Genomic DNA, 22,249 nt, shown 5'->3' on the forward strand with positions numbered 1-22,249 from the left:
GGAGCTACTTCGTGCGGAACATGCCTTCCAAGGGGTTCCAGGACTGAATTCCCTTGGCCTCCTTCAAGTAGTAGGCGTAGTTCGCGGTGGTGGCGTAGGTGCCTGCGACCAGGAAGGTGAACAGTCGGCCGAGGAAGGAGCCCGCGGAGGCGTCGAGGGCGAAGGAGACGACGCCCAGAGCGATCGCGACGGCCAGCAGGACCAAGGCCTTCTTCCAGAGGCCGAGGATGAAGAAGTAGATGGGGCCGAAGAAGAAAACCAGGAAGTTGTAGTTCCAGTACAGGCGCTTCCAGAACGGGAGCAGGCGCAGTTCGGCCTGGTATTCACGGGAGCTGGGGGCACCGTGGGCGTCGTAGAAGGCGAAACGTTCCTGCCAGCGGAGCCGGAGGTGACTGTAGTCGCGGGCAGTGGCCTCGGTCATGATCGAACTCCATAGCGCTGTAGCAAACGAGATAGTCCCCCGGCCGCGTGGACGAACTCCACGGGCGGAGCACACAGTAGTGGAGCTGTACGACAACCGCCTGCTCAGCCAGATTGTGCGCTGGCGGAACAGAATCAACGGTGACCGCTAGCCTCGCGGAGTGAAGAAGGAACTGCGAGTGGCCGCCTACGCCGTGTGCGTGCGGGAAATCGACGACGCGAGCGAGATCCTGCTCGCCCGGTGGATCAACCCCGACGGCGGCAAGCGGTGGACTCTGCCGGGCGGCGGAATGGACCACGGCGAGGACCCGCTCGCGACGGCGGTACGCGAGGTAGACGAGGAAACCGGGTACGTCGTCGAACTCGTCAGCCTCCTCGGCATCCACTCGATCAACCGCCAATACCCGCGCCCCCACGGCGAATTCGCTGATTTCCACGGCATCCAAATCGTGTACGAGGGCCGGATCACCACCGGCGAACTCCGCAACGAAGCCAACGGCTCGACCGACCTCGCCGCCTGGCATCCCCTCGACGATGTGGCCCACCTAGACCGAGTCGGACTCGTCGACGCGGGAATCGAACTGTGGCGGACCAGGCCGCCCCTGGGTCGTGCCACCGACTATCTGCGCTGAACTCCCGATCAAGGCTGCGGCGAACTCGTTTTCCCGAATGCCTGAAGCCTGTATTGCTTCCAGCGGTGGACAGACTTCGCTGTACTTCTTTACAGTCGCCGCGTTGGGGTCGGTCGTGTCGCGCTGCCCCTTGGCTTGGGGAGGAGCCCACGAGGTGGGAGCAGTAGTCGGAGAGGCGTTCGCCGGATACGTCATCGAAGGTGTGCTCGGTCAGGGTGGGATGGGAACTGTGTTCCTGGCCCGCCATCCACGACTACCGCGCAGGGTGGCACTCAAGCTACTCAATCAGGCGGTGTCTACCGATCCGGAGCTACGGGCACGGTTCGAGCGTGAGGCGACAGTCGTTGCACGACTGGACCATCCGGGGATCGTGGCGGTTCAGGATCGCGGGGTCGAGGCCGGGCAGCTCTGGCTTGCAATGCAGTACGTCCAAGGTATCGATGCGAGTAGGCTGGCTTCAGACACCCTCACGGTGCAACGAGCGATCCAGATCATCAGTGAGGTCGCCGCCGCCCTGGACTACGCACACAGCCAAGGAATTTTGCATCGCGACGTGAAGCCCGCGAACGTCCTGTTAGCGGCACCAGGGGCCGGACGCCCGGAACGGGCCGTACTCACCGATTTCGGCATCGCCCGCCTCCTGGCATCCAACACCCAGCTCACCTCGACCGGAACCTTCACTGCCACACTGTCCTACGCGTCGCCCGAACAGCTTTCCGGCGAACCGCTCGACCATCGCTCGGACCAGTATTCACTCGCCTGCACCCTGTTCGCCCTTCTCGCCGGGCGGCCGCCCTTCGCGGCCAACGATCCTGGGCAGGTGGTGGCGGGGCATCTGAGCAAACCAGTTCCACCACTGCTTCGCCCGGACGTCCCGCCAGAACTCAATGCCGTCATTGCCCGGGCGATGGCCAAGAATTCGCAGGAAAGATTCGACAGCTGTACCGAATTCGCGACCATGGCACGGAATGCGGCGCACGGTCGCGGGGCCAGCATTGCGCGACAGCTTCCGACCGCCATAAATCGACGCGCGGCTTCGAACGATGGCATCGGATCGAAACGCCCACGCTCGCAAGTCAACCAGTCTCCGGACCGGCCACTGCACTCCACGGCAGCTCCGGTAAAACCGGCCGCGCCACCGGTCGCCATCGTCGCAGCGATCCTTGCGCTGTTGCTCGCCGGCTATTCATGCTGGGGCGAGCGCTACCAGATAACCCACACCACATACCTGCTGAACACAGCTCTCGTCGTTCTGTCCATCGCGCTGCTAGTTCTAGGACCAGGGTTGCTGTTCGCCCGGCAGCGCCTCGGCACGAGATTCGCCGCCGCAGGCGCAGGACTGACCATCGCGATCGGCGTCCTCAGCCTCACACCATTCCCTGATCTAGAGGTCTTCCGCTACTACCCGGCTCCCAAGTTGCACCTGGTCAGTAGCACCGCCGCGATCGTCGTACTGCTCCTCGTACTTAACAAGCGGACCATCCACCGGCTCGCCAACAGGTGAGGTCCACCCGGCGTCGGCACGCCGGACCTGGAATCGGTTGGAGGGGCTTGATTTTCGACGCAGCCAGTCGACAAAACTACGATCGGTCCAAAATTCGGTGCTGCCGGAATCGGCGACCAGGGCCGGGGTGTCGAGGGTCAGCGGCGCGGCGGAGCCAGTGCTCACGGTGCCGAGAGTGCTGGTCGCACCGGCAATACCGGCGAGGAGTACGTGTTTCACAGTAGATCCCTTTGTGCATGTGCTGCTTCGACGGCGAATGACGTCGAAGCAGCACGGTACATATCGTTCGCCCAGTCAGCGGCCTATTCGATCATTCTTATCGCGTGGCGAATCCGGCTGTGCCGGTGTGGTTTTCACTGCACGGAATGATCGTCTGCCTAGGAGTACACGAGTGTGATTTGTGCCCACATGGGGTTGGCCCGGAAGGGAACGGGGAGATCCGCATCCCCGGGCCCGCTGGGATCGCTTACGCCGCTCCATATCTGATCGGGCACTACATCACCGCCCACGGCTACCGACCTCCGCAAGTTTTCGTGGACGCCGTTCTCTCGATCGACCTGGAGGCGTGGACCGCCGCCCGCTGGCCACAGGTCCCTTTTTCCTGGGTCCCGGACGACGCGGAACGTATGGAGGAGTAGATCGAGCGACGTGGTCAGCAATCATGAGCGTGGGCTCATTACCCCATTGTGCTCAGGAATCGAGAGCGTGCAGGCCGAGGGCTGGATCACTTCGACCACCGCGCAGATGACGTCGACGACAGACCCGGTCGAACCCGTGACCGAACCGGTCGACGGCGATTCGGCTGCGGCCGATCCCATTCCGGCACTGACCTCTATAGCTCAATTGGCAGAGCAGCCGACTGTTAATCGGCAGGTTTCTAGCTCGAGTCCAGATGCGGGAGCTTGAAACAGCCCCTGACCAGAGCGGCAAACGCAAGGTCAGGCTGAACCCTCGATCAGGCCGCGGCGAACTCGTTTTCCCGAATGCCCTCGGTGAAGGCAAGCCACTCTGTGTCAGTGAAGACCAGCACTACGCCACCACTTGGAGCAGATACGCTGACTTCACCCGAGTCATGTCGAGAAATGACCGGAAGGCCTTGGAGCGATCCGACTTCCGCGTCGACAGCAAGATCCAGGAAAGCATTCCAGTCCACGCGGCCGATCTCGATCACCGGCTGAGACCGTCCCACATTAGCTGCGTCTCGCCGAAACTTACTGTCCCGGATGGCCACAACATCGCCGGCGAACTTGACCTCGACGCAGTTGGGTCCGTCATTGGACTTGGAGGACTTGAACCAGCCGGTGCGGGAGTTGCCATGAAACTGGGCGGTGCTCATATTTTCAGGCTAGCCGATTCGCTGTCTCCTCGATCAGGGCGAGTGAATCCTCTCGACTGAGGGCCGAATCGAGTTGGTGGCCATAGATGATGCGCAGCTCACGAACCCGGACAGGATCCTCGATGATGCCATGTGTCGCAACGGATTCGTGCCAAGCAAGCGTCGGCAGCACTGGGCTCTCGAACTCGATCAGATGGAACGGTGAGCCGCTGAGAATCGGGCGTTCACTTGCTGCAAACGGCACGATGCGGACATCCACGCTGGCCCGAGTATCGCGTGCCATCGCCACGATATGCCGCAGTTGTTCCACCAGCACGACAGGTCCCCCGGTCTGCTGCACCAGTGCGGCCTGGCTCAGAACTACGGTCAGCTGCAACGGATCTGCGTCAACGAGGCGCTGTTGCCTGCGCAGCCGCGCCTCGATGTAGCGCTCGGCATCGACCGGACGAATGCGCGCGACATCCGATGTCATGACCGCGCGGGCGTAGCTCTCCGTCTGCAGCAGTCCAGGAATCAGCAGAGCTTCATAGCTGGAGATGGACTGGGCGCCATGTTCGAGACCGAACAATCGCCGGTTCTCATCGCTGTAGAGGGCGGAGTACTCGGACCACCATCCACGGTCACGGGCCACGGCACGCAGCTCGCGCAGGATCTTCTGCTCTTCGCCGCCGATCCCGAAGAGCTTGACCATGCCTGCGAAGTGTTCATCCGTGAGCGCCCTCCGGTCGCTCATGATCTGCCACCAGTGATTGCGGGAGATCTTGAGCGCTTTCGCTGCGGTATCGACATCGATGTTGAGCTGCTTTCGCCACTCGTTCAACCGAAGCGAGAGTTCCCATCGAGCAACGGTCGGTGACTGGGGTGCCATCGATCGATCCTTTCGCCGGGTCAGCGCAATCCTACAGCGACAACGACCCAAACAAGAGTGTTGTTTTGACAAGTTGTCAGACGTACCCTCAGATGTGCATTCAGTCACACTCTCCGACAGGTGAACTGCCGGATCGAGGGAGGAGGGGCGAGCATGAAAACACGGTTGCCGTCGAAGGACCTGGTCCTGGAGGCGTGCTCAGGATGCATCATCGAGCCACACCCGGTCCTACAGGCCGCTTATGAGCTCGCGAGCCTGCACGAGGCTCGCCCGACGATCGGATCCGGACCGGGAGCAATCGAAATCGACTGTGCCCGATACAGATTGGTTCGCGATATCGACCGGTGGGTGGCACTGGAGATGCCGACGCCGCATTCCGCGGCCGCCATGCACACCGAGACGGTCGGCATGGTCATCGATCGGCTCGCGGGGTTCTTTGTCGAGGCCTACGCAGCACTGTCCGTTGACAGTTCGGAACCCGAGCTCCACTTCGCATGGCAGCGGCTGGCGGAGCTTTCTCTCGCTTATGACGACCTGTCCCATGATCTCGCGAGGCAGCGGCGTCGAATTCCCGACTTCGCCTGTCCTGAACCGGATTCCAAGCCGCACAGCGCGAAATAGCAATGCACCGCGAAAGGAGCACGCGATGATCGAGGGTTGGCTCTCATTCTTCCTCGGCGTGGGTGTCGGTACCGCGTTGACGTGGTTCGCAACGATGATGCTCGGGAGAACTCAAACATCCGCCCGGGACGAAGGACGGACAGTCGCGGCGATCCTGGTGCGAGTTGATCGGGAGCGCACGGATAGCGAAACATCCAGCGGTCAACGGGCAATCACCAGAGCGGGCTCAGCGACCCGGACTGCGAGGCGCACAGCCCATCGATCAGTACACGGCGTCACGCATGGATCCGCGATCCCACGACGGCAGGCGGTCGCAGTCTCCTGAAAGGAGACATACCGCGCGGAAAGAGAGCCTTAGCCTGGAAGTCGGTCGCCGAGGCGGATTGGCTAGACCCGCTATAACTGAGGTCTCCCGAAAGCGATCATTCTGTGCATTGAAAACCACACCGGTACAGCCGGATTCGCCACGCGATAAGAATGATCGATTAATCCGCCAATCGGGCGATTGCTATGTACCGTGCTGCTTCGACGTCATTCGCCGTCGAAGCAGCACATGCACAAAGGATCTACCGTGAAACGCGCACTCCTCGCCGGTATTGCCGGTGCGACCATCACTCTCGGCACCGTGAGCACTGGCTCCGCCGCGCCGCTGACCCTCGACAGCCCGGCCCCGGTCGCCGATTCCGGCAGTAGCAACTTCGAATCCGGCAGCGTCGGTGCACTGGTCGGCGTTCTCCCGACCGGCTCGACCGCCGCGATCGGCAACACCATCGGCGCTGCCGCCAACATCATCCTCGCGCCGCTCTTCGCGCTCTGCACAATGTCCAGCGCTCCTCGCAGCTGCATCAGCAACTTCGCCTGATCCGGATCGGATTCGAGAAACCGTGAAACGTTCACTCCTCATCGGGATCGCCGGTGCGACCATCTCCCTCGGTACCGTCGCGTCGGCCTCGGCCGCGCCGCTGACCCTCGACAACCCGACCCCGGTCGCCGATTCCGGCAGCACCGAATTGGGCAGCAGCCAAGCGACCTCCACCATTGTCGGCGCACTGGTCGGCCTCCTGCCGCCCGGCTCGGCCGCCGGTATCGGCAACGGTGTCGGCTCTGCGGCCAATGCCACCGTCGTACCGGCGTTGACGCTGCTGTGCTCGCTCTCCAGCGGCGGCAAAGGCTGCCTGGCCGGTCAGACCCTCTAGCTAGGCCCCTTCAGACCAGTCGGTGCCCACTGTCGGCATGCACCACGCTGTCGACGCCGTAGGGATTGCACAGCAGCGAAAGCGCTGCCTACGCAATATCTTCCGCGCAGCCGAGTCTCTCACCGCGCCGCGGCCATCCAGCATGATGTGGTCACGGGCGATTAACTCCGGGAACGAATTCGGCCCCCGACCGTTGCGCTTGTCGCGCTGGTCAGGGGCCGTTTCAGGCTCCCCCATCTGGACTCGAACCAGAAACCTGCCGATTAACAGTCGGCTGCTCTGCCAATTGAGCTATAGGGGATTGTTTCCCTGGCTGGATCTCTCGAACCGGCCGGGGAAAACTTTAGCGTATCTGTTGTTCAGTTCCCAAATCGTGGCTCTAGCTGGGGAAATAGGGGTGGGGATGGGACGGGGTGCCGGATCGACAGTGGGGGGTGGGGTCGGGCAGGATGGTGGGGGCGGACTGGTCTATGGGAGGAGCTTCTCGAGATGCTGCGGTTGATCATCGGCGTCGCTGCCGGGTACGTGCTCGGCGCGAAGGCCGGGCGGGTTCGGTATGAACAGATCAGTAAGACGACCCGTGCGATCAGTGAGAGCCCCGTCACCAAGAAGATGGTGTCGATGGGACGGCAGAAGCTCGCGGACAAGCTGAGCACCCAGCCCAAGCTGGAACCCATGGTGCCGATCGACGAGCGCACCACGATCCTCATTCCGCAAGACCAGCTGCGGCGCTGAGGGATTGGGGCTGCGCCCCTTGCCCCCTCTGTGGAGTGAATCCGGAGGGGGTTGTGTCAGCGGAAGTCTTCGGAGTTGCCCATGGCCTGCTTGAGCAGGCTCTGACGGTACTGTTCCAGCGCTACCAGGTCACCGAACAGCGCCATGTAGGCGTCGGTCTGCTCGGTGGAGGAGATGCGCTGGAGCTTCGACTTCAGTTCGGCTACCTGGCGGCCCACCCAGGCTTCCTGGGTGCGGGCGATCACGCCGGTGACGTAGCGCGGGATGGCGTCGGCGGATTTCACCGGCAGGGGTTCGGCCGATAGCTCCGAGACCAGGGCTCGCATGGTGAGGTCGTCGGTGTTGTCGGCGACGGCGTTGACCCATTCCGCGCCACTGAGGCCCGCAGCGGTGCCGCCTGCCTTCTCGATGGCGGTGAGTACGGAGACGTAGGCGGCGTGGGTGAATGCCTGTGGGTCCAGGGAATCGAAGACGGGGCCCGCGAAGGCCGGGTATTGCAGTGCGGCGGCGAGGGTTTGGCGCTGCGGCAGCAGGGTCGGGTCGGTGGGGGTGGGGCGGGCCGCGGGTTGGGCGGCCGAATCGGCTTGGCGGGCGGACTTTTCCGGGATGCCGGCCTTGGTCCCGCTGCGGAACTGTTTGCGGGCCTCGTCGCCGACGCGGCGCACGACCAGCTGGATGTCGTCCCAGCCGACCCAACCCGCCAGTTTGGTGGCGTAGGCCTTGCGCAGGGCGTTGTCCTTGATCTGGGCGACCACGGGGACGGCGCGGCGCAATGCCTCCACCTGGCCCTCGGGGGTGTCCAGGTTGTGTTCGGCGAGCAGGCCGCGAATGACGAACTCGTAGAGCGGGACTCGGCGGGCGACCAGGTCGCGGACCGCGCCGTCGCCGCTGCGCTGGCGCAGTTCGCACGGGTCGAGGCCGTCGGGGGCGACGGCGATGTAGGTCTGCCCGGCCAGTTTCTGGTCGCCGGAGAAGGCCTTCAGGGCGGCGGCCTGACCGGCGGCGTCACCGTCGAAGGTGTAGATGATCTCGCCGCGCCAGAAGTTGTCGTCCATCAGCAGGCGGCGCAGGATCGCCATGTGCTCGTCGCCGAAGGCGGTACCGCAGGACGCCACAGCGGTTTTCACGCCCGCCATGTGCATGGCCATCACGTCGGTGTAGCCCTCGACGACCACGGCCTGATGGCCTTTCGCGATCTCACGCTTGGCCAGATCGAGCCCGAAGAGCACCTGGGACTTCTTGTACAGCAACGTTTCCGAGGTGTTGATGTACTTGGCGGTCATGGTGTCGTCGTCGTAGAGGCGGCGCGCGCCGAAGCCGATCACCTCGCCGCCGAGATTGCGGATCGGCCACAGCAGGCGGCGGTTGAAACGGTCCATCGGGCCGCGCTGGCCCTGCTTGGACAGGCCCGCCGCTTCCAGCTCTTTGAACTCAAAACCCTTGCGCAGCAGGTGTTTCGTCAGGGTGTCCCACCCGCCGGGGGCGTAGCCGCAGCCGAACTGGTTGGCGACCTGGTGATCGAAATTGCGCTCGGTGAGGTACTTCCGGGCGGCCTCGGCCTCGGGGCTGCCGAGCTGAGCCATGTAGAACTCGTGGGCCGCGGCATTGGCCGCGACCAGGCGGGAGCGGGTGCCGCGGTCACGCTGGACCGAGGTGCCGCCGCCCTCATAGTTGATCTTGTAGTTGAGGCGGTCGGCCATCTGCTCGACAGCCTCGACGAAACCCACGTGCTCGATCTTCTGCAGGAAGGCGAAGACATCGCCGCCCTCACCACAGCCGAAGCAGTGGAAATGGCCATGATTTGGGCGCACATGGAAGGAGGGGGATTTCTCATCGTGAAAGGGGCACAGCCCTTTCATCGAGTCTGCACCGGCGCGACGCAAAGCGACGTACTCACCGACTACATCCTCGATCCGAACACGTTCACGAATCGCCGCGATATCGCGGTCAGAAAGTCGGCCGGCCACGCGAGCGAGTCTAGCCCCGCTCGACGGGCACGCGTGCTCCCGCCTCTTCGAGCCTGGGCACGCGGCCAACAGCGCCGGAGTCGCTCACGAGCACCCGCGGCCCGTCTGCCAGGATCGGGCGGTGCTCAGCCTCTACCACGATGCCCGGACGCCGGTGCATGCCGCGCCTGCCGGGGCGAAGCTGGTGGTGCTGGCGGTCGCGGGGACGGGGCTGTTCTTCGTTCACTCGATGGCCTGGCTGGGGGTGGCATTCGCCGCCGTACTCGCGCTTTACGCGGTGGCGCGGGTGCCGTGGCGGACGACCGGGCGGCAGGTGCTCGGGCTGCTGCCCGTCCTGATGCTGATCATGTTCGCGCAGTTGATCTTCACCGGATGGGTCTCGGCCGTGCTGGTCGGCGAGCGGTTGCTGACACTGGTGCTGCTGGCCAATCTGGTGACGCTCACCACTCGCACCTCCGCGATGATCGCGACCATCGAGACCGCGCTCGGTCCGTTGCGACCGCTCGGTGTGCGGCCGGAACGCGTCGGCCTGCTGGTGGCCATGACCATTCGATTCATCCCCGTCATCCGCGAACAAGCCGAAATGGTGCGTGCGGCACAGAAAGCGCGCGGCATCGAGCGCAGCACGGTGTTCCTGGTGCCGCTGCTGATCCGCACGCTGCGGATGGCCGATGGCGTCGGCGAGGCCCTCGACGCTCGCGGACTGGATTGAGTACGAGCCGTCACAGCATCTGACCGGCAATCGCAGTTGACGCCGCTCACGGCATAGGTGCCGCACCGCACCGGACCGCTGTCCAATTAGGATGCCCCGGTGCGTAGTAGGGATTTGGCGCAGATCGCGCTGTTCGCGGCAATCATGGTGGTGCTGGGCTTCTTCCCACTCATCCAGTTGCCGGGCGCGTTCGCGCCGTTCACCTCGCAAACTCTCGGCGTGATCCTCGCGGGCGCGATTCTGGGAGCGAAGCGCGGGGCACTGGCCATTCTGCTGTTCGATGTCCTGGTGTTCATCGGCCTGCCGGTGCTGCCGGGCGGACGCGGCGGCCTGTCGGTGATCATGGGCCCCACGGGTGGATTCGTACTGGCCTATCCGATCGGCGCACTGGTGATCGGATTGCTCACCGAAAGGCTGTGGCGGCACTACAACCTGCCCATCGCCTTGGCGATCAACTTCCTGGGTGGCGCAATCGTGCTGTACGCCATCGGGATTCCGTGGATGGCGGTTGCCGCCCACATCTCGCTGGGTAAGGCGATCACCACGTCGGTCGCGTTCCTACCCGGCGATGTAGTCAAGACGGTGATCGGTTCCCTCGCCGCGCTGGCGGTGCGCCGCGCCTATCCGATGATCCCGGCACGCACATGATCGAACTGGCGGGCGTCTCGCACAAATTCGGTGAGCGCGAAGTCCTCAGCGAACTCGACCTGACTTTGCGCGAGCACCGCATCGGCGTCGTCGGATCCAACGGTTCCGGCAAGTCCACCTTCGCGCGGCTGCTCAACGGATTGCAGGTACCCACCCGCGGCACCGTGCGCGTCGACGGCCTCGATACCCGCAAGCAGGGCAAAGCCGTTCGCAAGCTGGTCGGGTTCGTGTTCCAGGACCCGGACGTGCAGATCGTGATGCCGACGGTCGCCGAGGATGTGGCGTTCGGGCTCAAGCATCACGGAGTTCCCAAGGGCGACATCGATGCCCGGGTCGACGCGGTGCTCGCCGAATACGGGCTGACCGAATTCCGTGACCATCCCGCGCATCTGCTCAGCGGCGGGCAGAAGCAGCTGCTCGCCATCGCCGCCGTGCTGTCGACGGGTCCGCAGTACGTGATCTTCGACGAGCCGACCACGCTGCTGGATCTGCGCAATACCCGCCGGATCTCGCGGCTGCTGCACGAGCTGCCGCAGCAGCTGGTGGTCATCTCGCACGATCTGGATCTGCTCGCGGACTTCGATCGCGTCCTGGTCTTCGACGCGGGCCGCCTGGTCCACGACGACACTCCGGACCGCAGCCTCACCCACTACCGGGCGCTGCACGCCGAGCTCTGAACGCCGTTATTCGATGCGCCCGTAGAGATGTCGGCGCACGTGCGCGTTGAGCCGTTGGCCCGGCTTCGAATTGAACGCCATGTTCACGCTCACCCGCGGAATCGCCCCGTGCACCGGCGTCACCCGATGCCGTGACCGCCGTCCGGCGTGCAGCACCAGCGTGCCGGGGACCGTCGCCAGCATCCGCACCCCGTGCCGATGCCGCATCGGCAGTCCGCCGCCGCGTTCCAGGAACGCGCCGGGCAGCGGAATGTACTCGAGCATCCCGCCCTGTTCGGGCGCGACGATGTGCAGCATGACCGTGTAGTCGGACATGTCGAAGTGCCAGTCCTGGGCGTCGCCGGTCTCGTGGATCTGCACGGTGATCGCGCCCAGTTCGTCGGCGGAGCGGTGCGCCCGCTCCCCCACCACCTGGGTTACGAAGTCCAGCAACGGTTCCCAGCTGTACAGCGCCTTGAGCGGTGACCGTTCCGGGATGCGATCGCAGGCGACGGTGTACTCGTAGCGCATGGAATCGCCGAGACCGTCCGAGAGCACGTCGGCGGCCATCTCGGTGACGGCGGCGGGGCGCAGGAATTCCGGCAGCACGGTGACGCCGGTGACCAGGAAGTCGGCCTGTGCCTGTTCGATCACCTCGCGCAGGCGCGGGACGTCGCGCCGGTCCAGCGGGTAGCGAGCCAGATCGACGATGGTGTCCAGACCCCGTGTCATTAGCGCCCCCTTGCCGCCGAATTCGCCGGGTTCAGGGTATCGCGGCGGCGACCCGTTCCAAGCGGCTCTCTGTATAGGAGGCAATCTGATCGACGATCACCCGCACCCGCGCGGAGTCGTCGGCGGCCGCCTCCCACCAGGGCAGCAGCAGCCGGTCCAGGCCGCGCGGGGCGGCGGCGAGCAGGGTGTTCGCGACCAGCAGGATGCGTTCGCGCTGACCGGCCTGGCGCACCTGGTGGATGGGGTCGGACAGCACGTAGCGCAGCGCGACCGTCTTGAGCACCGCGACCTCGGCGGCCACGATCGGCGGCACCTCCAGATCGGCTGTGTAGCGCGACAATTGGCGGCCGCCCCAGGCGGCGCGGGTGGCCTCGACGGCGGCGGTGGCGAAGCGGCCGACCAGATCGCTGGTGAGGCGTTTCAGCGCCACCGAGGCGATCAGCGAACCGTCGTATTCGGTCGCCGCGGCGATCACGGGGAGTTCGGACAGGCGCTGGGCGGCGGCCACCAAGTCGTCGACACTGAGCGAACGATGCCGTCCCGCACCGAGTTCCGCGAGCGAGTGCTGCTCGTCCGGGTCGGCGAGCGCGCGCAGATCGATGCGTCCGACGATGATCCCGTCCTCGACATCGTGCACCGAGTAGGCGACGTCGTCGGCCCAGTCCATGATCTGCGATTCCAGGCACTGCCGCCGGTCCGGCGCGCCCTTGCGGACCCAGTCGAGGCGGTCCATGTCGACGTCGTAGGCACCGAACTTGGAGCCGGGACCTGATCTGCCCCAAGGGTATTTGATCACCGCGTCCAGTGCGGCCCGGGTCGGGTTGAGCCCGAAGCTGACGCCCTGATCGTCGAGCACCTTCGGTTCCAGCCGGGTCAGGATGCGCAGATTCTGCGCATTGCCCTCGAAACCGCCGTGCGCGTCGGCGAATTGGTCCAGCGCCTTCTCGCCGTTGTGCCCGTAGGGCGGGTGCCCGATGTCGTGCGCCAGCCCGGCCAGGTCCACCAGGTCCGGGTCGCAGCCGAGGCTGTCGGCGATGCTGCGGCCGATCTGCGCGACCTCGAGGGAGTGGGTGAGCCGGGTGCGCGGCGTGTCACCGTCGCGCGGGCCCATCACCTGGGTCTTGTCGGCCAGGCGGCGCAGGGCCGCGGAGTGCAGCACCCGGGCCCGGTCGCGAGCGAACTCGCTGCGCCGGGCCGGGCAGGGTGACCAGTTCAGTCCGGCGGTGCCGCCGGTTTCGGGAGCCATGCGCTCCCGGTCGGCGTCGGAGTACACCCCGTCGTAGTCGATACGCGCATTCATGGTTTCACTGGTCCGCCGTGTATTTGAAGTCCGCTGGAAAATGGGTCAGCTGATACCAGAGCAACGCGAAGGTCTCCCGGAAGATGCCGTGCGCCTGCGATTCCCGCGTGTAGACCGCGGGCCCGCTGCGGGTGGGCGCGGTCCACGCCTTCAGTCCGGCGTCGCGGGCCATGGTGCGGGTGCGCAGCGAATGCCACGGGTCGCTGACCAGCACCACCGACGACTTGCCGCGCGCCAGCAGGGCTTTGGAGACGGCCTCGATGCTCTGCAGGGTGTCGGACCCGGTTTCGACGGCCAGCACGCGGTCGTCGGGGATGCCGTTGTCCTTGAGGTAGTTCTTGCCCGCGGCGGCCTCGGTGTAGTTGTCACCGACCTGCTTGCCGCCGACGGTGACGACGATCGGCGCGATGCCCATGCGATACAGCTTGAACGCCTGGTTCAGTCGCGCCTGGAACACCGAAGACGGGGTGCCGTCGTACTGGGCCGCGCCGAGCACCACGATGGCGTCGGCGTGGGTGTAGTCGTCGATGCGGGCCACCTGCCACACCCGCAGCGCGGTGCCGCCCACCACGAGCACGCCGATGAGCACGCCGCCGAGCAGCAGCCGCCGGCTCCAGCGGGCGACGCCGGTGAAGCGGCCGCCCGTGCGGGGCGTGTCGGTCATATCCCTCACCAGCCAATCCGGTTCGGGGGTGCGGTTGCGGAGTTTTACCAACCGCGCCGCCGCCATTCGGGCAATTGCGGACGCTCCACACCGAGGGTGGTGTCGTCACCGTGGCCCGGGTAGACGGCGGTGTCGTCGGGATAGCGGTCGAACAGCTTGGTTTCGACATCGCCGAGCAGGGAGGTGAACTGTTGCGGGGAGCCGGTGCGGCCGACGCCGCCGGGGAACAGCGAGTCGCCGGTGAACAGGTGGGTGCGGCCCGCGCCGTCGGTGAAGGCCAGCGCGACCGAGCCGGGGGTGTGGCCGCGCAGGTGGATGGCCTCGAGCTCGAGGTCGCCGATGCTGACCTTGTCGCCGTCGGCGAGCAGGCGCGTGGGCGGCACGGGTAGCGGGGCGGCGTCGAGTTCGTGGGCGGCGGTGGGGGTGCCGGTCGCGGTGGCCACCGGTTCCAGCGCCATCCAGTGGTCGGCGTGCTGGTGGGTGGTGACGATGAGCTCGACACCGTCCGGGGCCTGCTCGCCGATCAGCTCGAGGATGCGCTCGGCCTCGTTGGCGGCGTCGATCAGCAGGGTCGCGCCGGTGTGCGCGCACTGCACCAGATAGACGTTGTTGTCCATGCCGCCGACGGACATTTTCACGATGCGAGCGCCCGGCAGCTCGCGCTGCTGCGGATTCGAGCCGGGGGAGACGTGTCCGGTGTAGGGGGAATCGATCGTGATCACGCTGTCGATCGTAGTCATCGCTTCCGACACAGTGTGCGGAAGAAACCGACCACCTGGCCTCAACCGCTTAGATTCGATGCATGCGGCTACCGAAGCAGCGCTCCCACTCTCGGTTGTTGTCCCTGATCGTGACCGGCGTGCTCGTGGTCCTGGCGCTCGCCGGGGGTCCCGCCGCCCCGGCGATGGCCGACGAACCGCTTCGACTGCCCTCGTATCTCACCGACCGAGCGCAGGCGCTGAACGCGGTGCAGACCGCCGAACTCCAGCAGGCCATCGACTCGCTGTACTCCAAGGACCACGAGCGGCTCTGGATCGTATACGTGCGCAATTTCCAAGGGCTGGACTCACATTCGTGGGGTGAGCAGACCGCGCGACTGTCCGGCTTCGCCGACCGCGATGTGCTGCTCTCGATCGCCGTGGACGACCGCGCCTACGCCTTCACCGGCACCGTGCCGTCCTCGGTCAGCGACAAGGAGCTCGACCGGCTGCTCACCGACAAGGTGGAACCCAAGCTGCGCAACGGGGATTGGGCCGGGGCCGGGCTCGCGACCGCGAACGGATTGTCCGAGGCGATGGGCGCGTCGGGCGGGCTCAGCGGCCGCACCCTGCTGCTCCTGCTGCTGATCGTGGCGTTCGCCGCGCTGGCGGTGTGGCTGTTCCTGCGAGTGCGCCGCCGCCGACGGGACCGGGCCGCGCTCCAGACCGCCCGCCGGGTCGACCCGACCGATACCGCCGCGCTGGCGGCGCTGCCACTGCACGCCCTGGACACCCGGTCCAAGGAGACGCTGGTCGACACCGACAACGCCATCCGCACCAGCGCCGAGGAATTGCGGCTGGCCACCGACGAATTCGGCGCGCTGGCCACCACGCCGTTCACCGCGGCGCTCGAGGGTGCGAAAACCGCACTCGCCAAGGCCTTCTCCATTCGTCAGCAGCTCGACGACGACATCCCGGAGACCCCGGACGAGCAGCGGCGGCTGCTGGTCGAGCTGATCGGCACCTGCGGCCGGGCCGATCGCGAACTCGACGCCAAGGTCACCGAATTCGACGGGATGCGCAATCTGCTGATCAACGCGGGCGACCGGCTCGACGCGCTCACCCGCGATCTGGTGGCGCTCACCACCCAGCTGCCCGGTTCGCAGGCGACGCTGTCGCGGCTGACCGCCGAGCATCCGGCCTCCGTGCTCGCCCCGATCCGCGACAACGTGTCCATGGCGCAGGAGCGAATCTCCTTCGCCGAGCGGACCATCGAGAGCGGGCGCGCGGCCGTCGCGAAACCGGTGGGCGAGCAGGGCGCGGCGGTCGCCGACATCCGATCCGCGGAATCCGCCGTGGACGCCGCCCGCACCCTGCTCACCGCCATCGACACGGCGGCCACCGATATCGAGCAGGCGCGCGCCGGACTGCCCGCCATCATCGCCGAACTCCAGCGCGACCTGGATATCGCCGCCACGCTCACCGAGCACGGCGGCAGCGAATTGCCCACGGCCACAACGGCCGCACGCGCCGCGCTCGACCAGGCCACCACCGAGGCCGCCGGCAATCCACTGGGTGTGTTCCGGCAGGCCGTCGCCGCCGACTCCGCCCTGGACCAGGCCATCGAGGCGGCCACCGACCGTCAGCGCGCCGCCGATGAACTCCACCGCCGCCTCGAGCAGACCCTCGGGGCCGCCCAGTCGCAGGTCACCGCCGCCGCCGATTTCATCAGCACCCGCCGCGGCGGCATCGACGCCGAACCCCGCACCCGCCTGGCCGAAGCCCAGCGCAGCCTCGAACAGGCCCAGCAGCTCGCCGGTTCGGACCCGGCACAGGCCCTCCAATATGCCCAGCGCGCAGTCGAACTCGGCGCCCGCGCCCTGCAAACAGCGCAGGCCGCCGTGCGCGAATGGCAGTCCCAGCAGCAGCGCCAATTCAGCTCCAACTCCCCCACCGGCGCGATCCTCGGCGGCATCCTCATCGACGGCATGCTGCGCGGCATGAACTCCGGCCCCCGCTCGAACGGCGGCTTCGGCGGCGGCTCCTACGGCCCCGGCTCCTACGGCGGCTCCGACAGCTCCCGACGCATCAGCCGCGGCGGCCGCTTCTGACCAAGATCAAGGAGCTCCCACCGCGCCGAAACGGACAAATATTCGCGCTGAGAGCTCCTTGATCATGAAAAGGGCTGGGGCACGAGCAGATCGGGGCGGCCACTCGCCGGGGTATCTGGGCCGTGTGTGCTGGAACGGGGGTCAGAGCCAGCCGAGGCGCTCAGCGGCGCGGACTGCTTCGGTGCGGGTTTTGGTGCCGGTCTTGCCGATTGCGGAGGACAGGTGGTTGCGGACTGTGCCCTCGGACAGGTGGAGTTGTTTGGCGATCGCGCCCGCGGTGGCGCCGTCGGCCGCGGCGGCGAGGACTTCGCGTTCGCGGGCCGTGAGCGGGGAGGTGCCGGTGGTGAGGGTTTCGGTGGCGAGGGCGGGGTCGACCACGCGCAGGCCCATGTGGACGCGGCGGACGGCGTCGGCGAGTTCCCTTGCGGGGGTGTCCTTGACGACGAAGCCGCTGGCTCCGGCGTCGATGGCGCGACGCAGGTAGCCGGGACGGCCGAAGGTGGTGACCATGAGGATGCGGACCTCGGGGTGGACGGCGTGCAGTTGGGCGGCGGCCGAGATGCCGTCCAGGCCGGGCATTTCCACATCGAGCAGGGCCACGTCGGGGGCGGTGCGGGCGACGGCCTCGAGTACCTCGTCACCGCGGCCGACCTCGGCCACCACATCCAGGTCGGATTCCAGTTGCAGCAGGGCGGCCAGTGCGCCGCGCACCAGCGCCTGATCGTCGGCGATGAGCAGTTTGATCATTCCGGCTCCTTGGTCGGTCCCGCCGGAAAGCTTGCCAGCACCCGTAATCCGCCCTCCGGGCGATTGCCGAGAGTGAGGCTGCCGCCGGTGGCCTGCACCCGTTCGCGCAAGCCGGACAGGCCGGAACCGAAGTGCGCGCCGTCCCGCAGACCGACGCCGTCGTCGACCACCTCGATGCTGGTGGGCGTCACCCGGACCCGGCAGTACGAGGCACCGCTGTGCCGCACCAGGTTGGTGACGGACTCGCGCAGCACCCAGCCGAACACCACGCTGTGCCGCAGCGGCAACTCGTCGGTATCGGGCAGGTCGGCGTCGATCTCGGCGGCGCGCAACGCGGTTCGCGCATTGGTCAGCTCACCGGCGAGCGAGACCTCGCGCAGGCCGCCGACGGTGGTGCGCACTCCGGCCAGAGATTCGCGGGCCAGCCGCTCCACATCGGCCATCTCGGTCTTGGCGCGTTCCGGATCCAGGTCCATGAGCCGTTGCGCCAGTTCGGTTTTAACGGTGATGACGGTCAGCGAGTGGCCGAGGATATCGTGCACATCACGCCCGACCCGCAGCCGTTCCTCCGCGACGGCCAGCTCGGTCAGCCGTTTACGAGCCTGGTAGAGCTGGGCATTGCGCAGCAGGATGATCCGAATCCCGCCGACCGCGAATCCGGCCAGTGCCATCGACTGCATCAGCGCATAGTCCGGCGAATGCCCGGTGAGCAACTGCGGAACAACGGTCGAAGCCAGGATCAGCGCCACCAGCACCGGTATCGCACGCGCCGACGGCAGTGCGAAGGCGCTGAACGAGACCAGATATACAGCCATCCCGTACGCCTCGGAATGCAGTGTGACCGCTGCGGCCAGCACCAGCAGCCCCTGCACCAGCAGCGGGAAGACCACCACCCGCACCTGCAACGGCACCGGATACGGCTTCTTCGACACCGGCCCCCGCACCACCAGCCAGTACGAACCGATATAGGCGACGGCGAACGCGAGGATCACCACCAGCGTGTACACCCGGGCCACCGGATCGTGCAGTTGCCAGGCCTTGCGCACCGGCTCGTTCAGATACACCGCCCACACCGCGGCGAACAGGAACCCGTAGCGTCGCCGCCGCCGAATCCCCAACTCCTCCTCGTCCACACCGCGCGACGCTACCGCCAGCTCGCCCCAGCGCCCCACCCATCCCTCGTCGCCCGCCCAGATGCGCCGCCACGCGGCGGCCGGACTCCACGACTCGGATCGCCCGGGCTCCCGCGGTCCGGCGACGTCCGACGCCATCGCATACCCCCTCTCGTCCGGCCTGCTGGGTTCCACCGAACGCTCGGCCCGGGAATCCGGATGGTCGGGCGCGGACTGGGTTTCGGGATCACCCACGGCCGGAGCCGGATCGCCTGGGTGGCGGTCCGGCTCGCGGCGGTGCGGGCGGTCAGCGGGCGGTGTCACGACGGAACATCAGAGCAGAGCCGGTGGCGAAGATCGCGGCCCAGATCAGGACATTGGCGAGGGCCAGCAGAATGCCTGCGGTGCTGGGCTGCGCGAAGGGGGCGCGGGCCAGGACGGCGATGCCGTTGGTGGGGATCACCTTCGCTATGGTGCCGAACCAGCCGGATACCGGCATGAACAACCCGCCGGCGAAGGCCAGCAGCGCCAGGATCGGGCCGAGGATCTGCATGACGTTCTCGGCGGGCAGCAGGTATCCCATGAACAGTCCGAAGGCGGCGAAGACCAGCGAACCCAGCCAGGCGATGAGGAAGCAGCCCACCCACGCGGTCGGGGACAGCTGCGCACCCAGGAATGCTCCGGCAACGAAAACGACTGCGACGGACAGGAATCCGAGCGCCATGGCGACCATGATCTTGGTCGCGACGTAGACGGCCGGGCGTAGCGGTGTCAGTCGCAGCTGACGGCTCCAGCCCAGACCTCGTTCCACGGCGACCATCGCCCCGCCGCTCGTGGTGGCGAGCATGGCCCCGTAGACCGCCATCGACACCATCACGTATCCGGTGACGTTGCCGGAACCGTAATCCTGGTGCCGGAAACCGGAATTGGTGCCGAAGATGACGAAGAACAGCGGCGGCATCACCAGCGTGAAGATCATGGTGCGTCGATTGCGCAGGGTGCGCCGCAGTTCCATGGCCAGGAATCCCGGCCGGAATCCGTTGGCGCGCACTGCGGGGCGAGTGTCGAGGGTGGTCATCGGACTGCTCCCGTCGTGGTGAGGGCCAGGAAGGCGTCCTCGAGGTTGTGCGCGGAGATCTCCAGATCCTTCGCGCCGGTCGCGGTCAGCAGGTAGCGGGCGACCACGTCGGAGTCCTTGGCGCGCACGATGATCCGCTCGCCGCGCTGTTCCACCTGGTCCACACCGGGCAGGGTGAGCAGGTGTGCGGCGTCCGCGCCGGGCAGCGTGGCGCTGACGGTGCGCCCGGCGGCCAGGTTCTTGATCTGCGCGGCACTGCCGTCGGCGACGACGCGTCCGGCCCGCACCAGCACGATGCGGTCGGCGTAGGCGTCGGCCTCGTCGAGGTAGTGGGTGGCGAACAGCACCGTGCGCCCGCGACTGGTGTCCTGGCGGATGGCGTTCCAGAAGTCGCGCCGCCCTTCGACATCCATGCCGGTGGTGGGTTCGTCGAGGATGACCAGGTCCGGGTCGGGCAGCAGGGCGAGGGCGAAACGCAGCCGCTGCTGCTGGCCGCCGGAGCATTTGCCCACCGGCCGATCGGCGATGTCGTCGATGCCCGCGCGAATCAGCACCTCCTGCACCGGACGCGGATGGGCGTGCAGGGTGGCGACCAACCGGACCGTCTCACCGACGCTGAGATCCGGCAGCAGCCCACCGGACTGCATGACCGCCGACACCCGCCCGGCGGCGATGGCGTCGGACGGGGTGCCGCCGAAGACCCGCACCTGCCCGGAGTCCGGGCGGCTGAAGCCGAGCAGCAGGTCGATGGTGGTGGTCTTACCGGCCCCGTTCGGGCCGAGGAAGGCCACGATCTCACCCGGTCGCACCGTCAGGTCGAGTCCGTCGACGGCGCGCACCGCCCCGAAAGTCTTTACCAGGTCCCGGATTTCGATGGCCGGAGCGGTCACGGGCCGGGGCCTGCCGACCGCGACGCCGTGGGCTGTTGCGTTCATACCTCCACTGTCGGCCGGTCGCGGCCCGGATACCTCAGCTGTCCGTCATCACTCGGCCATGACAGATGTCATGCTCACGCGGTGACGGTCACCGCATGCAGTCCGCCGGGCCCGATCGGATACGGCGGCCGGTCATCGGCGTCCTGCACCTCGCCGGACCGGCTGGTGGCGCGGGCCTCGATGGTGTGGTCGCCGGGCGGCAGATCCACCAGGGTGCGCCAGCGCCGCCATGCGGCGGGAGCCAGTTCGGAGCCGAGTTCCACCGATGTCCATTCGCCCCCGTCGACCCGGATCTCCACCCCGGAGACCCCGTGCGGCGGTGCCCACGCGACTCCGGCGACCGTGCACTTGCCGGAGCCGGAGTTCGCGCAGGAAGCGACGTCGATGCGGGCCTGTGGTCGCACCCAGAGGGTTTCGGCGGGCCAGCCGCGCTTCCACCAGTAGTCGACGTGCGAGTCGTCGGCCAGTTCCAGTTCGGTGATCCACTTGGACCCGGTGTACTGGCCATAAATGCCGGGCACGAAAACCCTTGCGGGAAAACCGTGTTCGGGTGGCAGCGGTTCACCGTTCATACCGATCACCAGGTAGCCGGGCCATTCCCCGGTGCGCAGCGGTTCCAGCGGCAGCGAGATGGTGTAGCCGTCGGCGGCGCGGGTGACCAGGCGGGTGGCTCCCGTGTCGGGTGCGGCATGTTCGAGCAGCGCGGTCAACGGGACGCCGAACCAGCGGGCGTTGCCGCAGCGACCGGATCCGGCGGTGTTGTGCACGCACACCATGACGGCGTCGAATTCGATTGCCTGCTCGGCCAGATCGGCCAGCGAGAACCGCAGCCGGTGCGCGACCCGCCCGCCGATCGAGAGCCGCCACTGCGCGGGATCGATGCGCGGCGGCCGCGAATTGACGTCCGCCACATAGAATTTGCCCGCCGTGGTGATCAACGGTGTGAGGCCCGGTTCGGTGCCGATGCCGTCCTCGGGAACCGGCACGTGCGCGCCCATCGACCCGATCCGGCGGACCCGGTCCCGATGCCGCTGATCGGCCCGCCGCACCAGGGTCTCGGCGGTGGCCAGCAGCCCGGTTCCGGTTGCGGCCCAGAGCAGTTGGCGGCTGATACCGGCGGGCGGACGCCGCAGCCCCGCCCGCAGTACGGCCGCCGTGGTGACCGCGCCCAGTGCCCCGGGCACCGAACGGTTGGCCCCGCGCAATGCCATGGCCGCGGTGCCCGCCCCGAATGCCAACGCGGCCGGAGTTCGCAATCGCTCGGGCAGCAACGACATTCCGGCCGACGCCGCCACCGAGGCAAGACCGACGCCGAGCCGCGTCATCTCCTTGTCGTAGCGCCCGGCCCGCTCCACCATGGTCTCGACGACCTGCACCGGGGCGTAATCGGCGGCCAGCCGCCCGATCCCGTCGAGCAGTGATCCACCCCTGGCCGCGGCGATCACTTCACCCGCACCGAGCGCGCCCAGCCCCACCGCCGCCGCGCCCGGCAATCGCCGCTTCCCGTTGTCAGCCACCTACTCGAACCTTCCGTCGGCCGGGTTTCCAGCCCATTGTTCCCCAGCCGGGTGACTGTA

General features: G+C 66.9%; 23 protein-coding genes and 1 tRNA gene. 10 read left to right on the plus strand and 14 right to left on the minus strand.

The window, feature by feature from the left end:
- Positions 1–4: 4 nt before the first annotated feature.
- Positions 5–421, minus strand: coding sequence for a DUF2628 domain-containing protein (locus OG300_RS21575; RefSeq protein WP_405484286.1), 417 nt, complete (start codon positions 419–421; stop codon positions 5–7).
- A 160-nt stretch (positions 422–581) separates the two neighbouring features.
- Between OG300_RS21575 and OG300_RS21580 the strand changes: the two genes are divergently transcribed.
- Both OG300_RS21580 and OG300_RS21585 read left to right on the plus strand, forming a co-directional pair.
- Complete coding sequence (locus OG300_RS21580; RefSeq protein WP_405484288.1) at positions 582–1,052, plus strand: NUDIX hydrolase; 471 nt, start codon at positions 582–584, stop codon at positions 1,050–1,052.
- Between the two features lie 154 nt (positions 1,053–1,206).
- Positions 1,207–2,556: a serine/threonine-protein kinase gene (locus OG300_RS21585; RefSeq protein WP_405484290.1), complete on the plus strand. Its 1,350-nt coding sequence runs from the start codon at positions 1,207–1,209 to the stop codon at positions 2,554–2,556.
- A gap of 955 nt (positions 2,557–3,511) precedes the next feature.
- Here OG300_RS21585 and OG300_RS21590 read toward each other — a convergent pair.
- Both OG300_RS21590 and OG300_RS21595 read right to left on the minus strand, forming a co-directional pair.
- Positions 3,512–3,892: a DUF397 domain-containing protein gene (locus OG300_RS21590; protein WP_405484292.1), complete on the minus strand. Its 381-nt coding sequence runs from the start codon at positions 3,890–3,892 to the stop codon at positions 3,512–3,514.
- Between the two features lie 4 nt (positions 3,893–3,896).
- Entirely contained in the window at positions 3,897–4,760 is an 864-nt protein-coding gene (locus tag OG300_RS21595) for a helix-turn-helix transcriptional regulator (RefSeq protein ID WP_405484294.1), read from the minus strand.
- A 153-nt stretch (positions 4,761–4,913) separates the two neighbouring features.
- Between OG300_RS21595 and OG300_RS21600 the strand changes: the two genes are divergently transcribed.
- The 3 genes from OG300_RS21600 (at position 4,914) to OG300_RS21610 (ending at position 6,577) form a co-directional block, all read left to right on the plus strand.
- A complete protein-coding gene (locus tag OG300_RS21600) occupies positions 4,914–5,381 on the plus strand; it encodes a DUF4254 domain-containing protein (RefSeq protein ID WP_405498626.1) in 468 nt (155 codons plus the stop codon).
- 571 nt (positions 5,382–5,952) lie between these two features.
- A complete protein-coding gene (locus tag OG300_RS21605) occupies positions 5,953–6,243 on the plus strand; it encodes a hypothetical protein (protein WP_405484296.1) in 291 nt (96 codons plus the stop codon).
- A gap of 22 nt (positions 6,244–6,265) precedes the next feature.
- Positions 6,266–6,577, plus strand: coding sequence for a hypothetical protein (locus OG300_RS21610; protein WP_405484298.1), 312 nt, complete (start codon positions 6,266–6,268; stop codon positions 6,575–6,577).
- Positions 6,578–6,805: 228 nt separating this feature from the next.
- Here the strand turns inward: OG300_RS21610 and OG300_RS21615 are convergent.
- Positions 6,806–6,878 (minus strand) — tRNA-Asn (locus OG300_RS21615).
- Positions 6,879–7,066: 188 nt separating this feature from the next.
- On the opposite strand from OG300_RS21615, the gene OG300_RS21620 reads away from it, so the two are divergent.
- On the plus strand, positions 7,067–7,312 hold the full coding sequence (locus OG300_RS21620) for a hypothetical protein (RefSeq protein ID WP_405484300.1): 246 nt from the start codon (positions 7,067–7,069) through the stop codon (positions 7,310–7,312).
- A 56-nt stretch (positions 7,313–7,368) separates the two neighbouring features.
- On the opposite strand, the gene dnaG is transcribed toward OG300_RS21620, so the two are convergent.
- Positions 7,369–9,279: a DNA primase gene (dnaG, locus tag OG300_RS21625; RefSeq protein WP_405484302.1), complete on the minus strand. Its 1,911-nt coding sequence runs from the start codon at positions 9,277–9,279 to the stop codon at positions 7,369–7,371.
- Positions 9,280–9,400: 121 nt separating this feature from the next.
- Between dnaG and OG300_RS21630 the strand changes: the two genes are divergently transcribed.
- The 3 genes from OG300_RS21630 to OG300_RS21640 all read left to right on the plus strand — a co-directional run bounded on the left by OG300_RS21630 (position 9,401) and on the right by OG300_RS21640 (position 11,316).
- Entirely contained in the window at positions 9,401–9,991 is a 591-nt protein-coding gene (locus OG300_RS21630) for an energy-coupling factor transporter transmembrane component T family protein (RefSeq protein ID WP_405484304.1), read from the plus strand.
- A gap of 99 nt (positions 9,992–10,090) precedes the next feature.
- On the plus strand, positions 10,091–10,639 hold the full coding sequence (locus tag OG300_RS21635; RefSeq protein WP_405484306.1) for a biotin transporter BioY: 549 nt from the start codon (positions 10,091–10,093) through the stop codon (positions 10,637–10,639).
- Positions 10,636–11,316, plus strand: coding sequence for an energy-coupling factor ABC transporter ATP-binding protein (locus OG300_RS21640; protein ID WP_405484308.1), 681 nt, complete (start codon positions 10,636–10,638; stop codon positions 11,314–11,316). The genes OG300_RS21635 and OG300_RS21640 overlap by 4 nt, the downstream gene beginning before the upstream one ends.
- Positions 11,317–11,322: 6 nt before the next feature.
- On the opposite strand, the gene OG300_RS21645 is transcribed toward OG300_RS21640, so the two are convergent.
- The 4 genes from OG300_RS21645 to OG300_RS21660 are packed head-to-tail and all read right to left on the minus strand — an operon-like array spanning position 11,323 to position 14,731.
- On the minus strand, positions 11,323–12,027 hold the full coding sequence (locus OG300_RS21645; RefSeq protein WP_405484310.1) for a hypothetical protein: 705 nt from the start codon (positions 12,025–12,027) through the stop codon (positions 11,323–11,325).
- Positions 12,028–12,058: 31 nt separating this feature from the next.
- Positions 12,059–13,327, minus strand: a complete 1,269-nt coding sequence (locus OG300_RS21650; protein ID WP_405484312.1) for a deoxyguanosinetriphosphate triphosphohydrolase — start codon at positions 13,325–13,327, stop codon at positions 12,059–12,061.
- A 4-nt stretch (positions 13,328–13,331) separates the two neighbouring features.
- Complete coding sequence (locus tag OG300_RS21655; protein ID WP_405484314.1) at positions 13,332–13,991, minus strand: YdcF family protein; 660 nt, start codon at positions 13,989–13,991, stop codon at positions 13,332–13,334.
- Positions 13,992–14,035: 44 nt separating this feature from the next.
- Positions 14,036–14,731 carry an MBL fold metallo-hydrolase gene (locus tag OG300_RS21660; RefSeq protein ID WP_405484316.1) on the minus strand — a complete coding sequence of 232 codons (696 nt, stop codon included), beginning with the start codon at positions 14,729–14,731 and terminating at the stop codon, positions 14,036–14,038.
- A gap of 62 nt (positions 14,732–14,793) precedes the next feature.
- Here OG300_RS21660 and OG300_RS21665 point away from each other — a divergent pair, with 62 nt between their 5' ends.
- A complete protein-coding gene (locus OG300_RS21665) occupies positions 14,794–16,800 on the plus strand; it encodes a TPM domain-containing protein (RefSeq protein ID WP_405484318.1) in 2,007 nt (668 codons plus the stop codon).
- Positions 16,801–16,941: 141 nt separating this feature from the next.
- On the opposite strand, the gene OG300_RS21670 is transcribed toward OG300_RS21665, so the two are convergent.
- From OG300_RS21670 to OG300_RS21690, 5 genes are all read right to left on the minus strand, one after another.
- Positions 16,942–17,547 (minus strand): response regulator, encoded by a 606-nt coding sequence (locus OG300_RS21670; RefSeq protein ID WP_405484320.1) that lies wholly within the window; start codon positions 17,545–17,547, stop codon positions 16,942–16,944.
- Positions 17,544–18,983 (minus strand): sensor histidine kinase, encoded by a 1,440-nt coding sequence (locus tag OG300_RS21675; protein ID WP_405484322.1) that lies wholly within the window; start codon positions 18,981–18,983, stop codon positions 17,544–17,546. Before OG300_RS21675 ends, OG300_RS21670 begins: the two co-directional genes overlap by 4 nt.
- Complete coding sequence (locus OG300_RS21680; RefSeq protein WP_405484324.1) at positions 18,967–19,737, minus strand: ABC transporter permease; 771 nt, start codon at positions 19,735–19,737, stop codon at positions 18,967–18,969. The genes OG300_RS21675 and OG300_RS21680 overlap by 17 nt, the downstream gene beginning before the upstream one ends.
- Positions 19,734–20,672 (minus strand): ABC transporter ATP-binding protein, encoded by a 939-nt coding sequence (locus OG300_RS21685; RefSeq protein WP_405484326.1) that lies wholly within the window; start codon positions 20,670–20,672, stop codon positions 19,734–19,736. The genes OG300_RS21680 and OG300_RS21685 overlap by 4 nt, the downstream gene beginning before the upstream one ends.
- Before the next feature lie 74 nt (positions 20,673–20,746).
- Positions 20,747–22,189, minus strand: a complete 1,443-nt coding sequence (locus OG300_RS21690; RefSeq protein WP_405484328.1) for a molybdopterin-dependent oxidoreductase — start codon at positions 22,187–22,189, stop codon at positions 20,747–20,749.
- Positions 22,190–22,249 lie beyond the last annotated feature (60 nt).

The sequence above is a fragment of the Nocardia sp. NBC_00511 genome (assembly GCF_045161165.1).
GTDB lineage: Bacteria > Actinomycetota > Actinomycetes > Mycobacteriales > Mycobacteriaceae > Nocardia.